At 33.7% G+C, this 1,866-nt stretch carries 1 protein-coding gene; it reads right to left on the bottom strand.

Annotated elements, in window-relative coordinates; genetic code table 11:
• Positions 1-1,559: 1,559 nt before the first annotated feature.
• On the bottom strand, positions 1,560-1,775 hold the full coding sequence (locus tag AB5150_RS15625) for a hypothetical protein (protein WP_055147993.1): 216 nt from the start codon (positions 1,773-1,775) through the stop codon (positions 1,560-1,562).
• Positions 1,776-1,866: the final 91 nt, after the last annotated feature.

Here is a 1,866-nt window from a genome sequence, read left to right as displayed (position 1 = left end):
TATCGCTGTCTGGAATTCCATTACTTCTCCATCGACCTTTATGAGTCCTCTTCCCTTTAGATTTTCCGGTTCAAGCTGTGAAACTTTTTTACTCTTAAAATAAGCGAGGCTCGTCTGATTATCTTTTGCTGAAATAATTCCATATACCATCACTCTCACCACCAATCTGTAACAGATGATTTCTTGTTACAAAAAATATAAAAATATCTGAATCTTACAGAATGGAAGTTCCATAAATTAATCCATGCCAGAGAAAACAGTTGCAATATCAGTTGTGACAAAAATGGAGTATGAATTTTATCAGTCGACAACTTATTTTAAAAAAAAGCTTTAAAAGTCAGTGATAACAGGAAATTTCAAAATAAAATGGATACGTATAATTATTTCGTGACTTTTTGTCACTGATTTTCTGTCACTCTTGAAATCGGCAGTTCCATTAAAAGTTCCTTATAATATTTTGTAGAATCTCAAGTGGAATTTATTTCAGATAAAATCATAACGAATTAAGATTAGGTCATTTCAAAGAAATTCAGATTAAAACGATTGCAGTTGATATGAAATCAACTGTGAGATGATACCCCATTGGCACTGGATACATACAGATAGCAAGGTCTCTCGCTGTCAGCCTACATTGAAACGATACCTGTGAATATCAAAATATATGACCACAACAAAAATACCCATCTGTACAAGCATCCTAACATGCGATACAAATAGGTATTAGCAAACTTTTCATCTCGCAAGATGGTAATATTTCTAAGCATCTGTCTCAGCCAAATTTCTTTACGAACAAAGACAGACACTTTCACAGCTAAGAAATCCCTTAATCTGTCGATATCGGCAAAAATACGGGCAAAACAGCAATTATACGTATGCACCTGTGAATCTTCAAAGGCTGAAATTTATCTGACTGTTTTTGACATACCATCAATACCCGCAACAGACATCCCCCTGTGCTGTGCCATATGGCTGGGTAGCAACAGCATATGCAAAGATGCCAATCTTACTAATCCTGTCTCTGTTTCCAAGGATAACAACTTATATGCGTTTTATGAATACACCAATACTGATTAAATTTCTTATCCTAGGTCTTAAAATTATTCAAGATATCAGAATAAGGCATTTTCTTAACAATTAGTCGGATTGTCTTGATTTTGGCATATACTTTCATAAAAATATACTGTTGTAGATACCAGCCAAACTTGTAACGAAATCTTTTGTTATAATTTTATATCAATTGCTGAAAATGGCTATTTCACAGTATTTATGAGTATTTTAGCAAACAATAGTTCTGTGAAAGAATGAAATCTGTCTGCTTGCAATAAAGTCAGTAAAATCAATGATTTACCGTACCTTAGAAATAAATTGTCGGACAAATCCTTTTGTATACCTGGGGGCAAATTTCGCCATAAGGTGTCCTTTCCCCTTTAGGTAAATGACAAAAAGCTATTATTAATTTCTGCATTTCATTCACTTCGTGAACAGGCAGAAATTAAAATAGCTTTTTGAGTTAGGGGTTTTGGAGTCCTAAAGTATAACCATAATTAATTTTATATATTTTATTCAACTACATCTTCACCATATACACCATCATTTTGATATTGCAAAATAAGATTATACATTTCTTCAACATCTAATTGGCATAACTCCGCCTCTTCATTTGTAATTTCAATTCTTTTTTTCTTTATCATATGCGCTCCTGCATCATACTGAAGATAATATTGCCCTTTGTTTTCCAGTAGACTAATACCCTCATCTTCTATAATTAACTTCATTTTAAAGCACCTCTAGTTAGCAACCACCACTTCAAGTGGTGGTTTATTATCAGCCCTCCAAAGGGCTATTGTTACTGCTCGCCCCAAAGGG

Source organism: Coprococcus sp. RTP21281st1_F1_RTP21281_210402, assembly GCF_040915325.1.
Taxonomy (GTDB): Bacteria; Bacillota; Clostridia; order Lachnospirales; family Lachnospiraceae; genus Coprococcus; species Coprococcus aceti.
Note: the sequence above shows the minus strand (reverse complement) of the source record. Positions and strands in the feature narration are given on the sequence as shown.

Coding starts and splice junctions, on each gene's coding strand:
- AB5150_RS15625 (WP_055147993.1), bottom strand. CDS start 1,775: ATGAAGTTAATTATAGAAGATGAGGGTATTAGTCTACTGGAAAACAAA.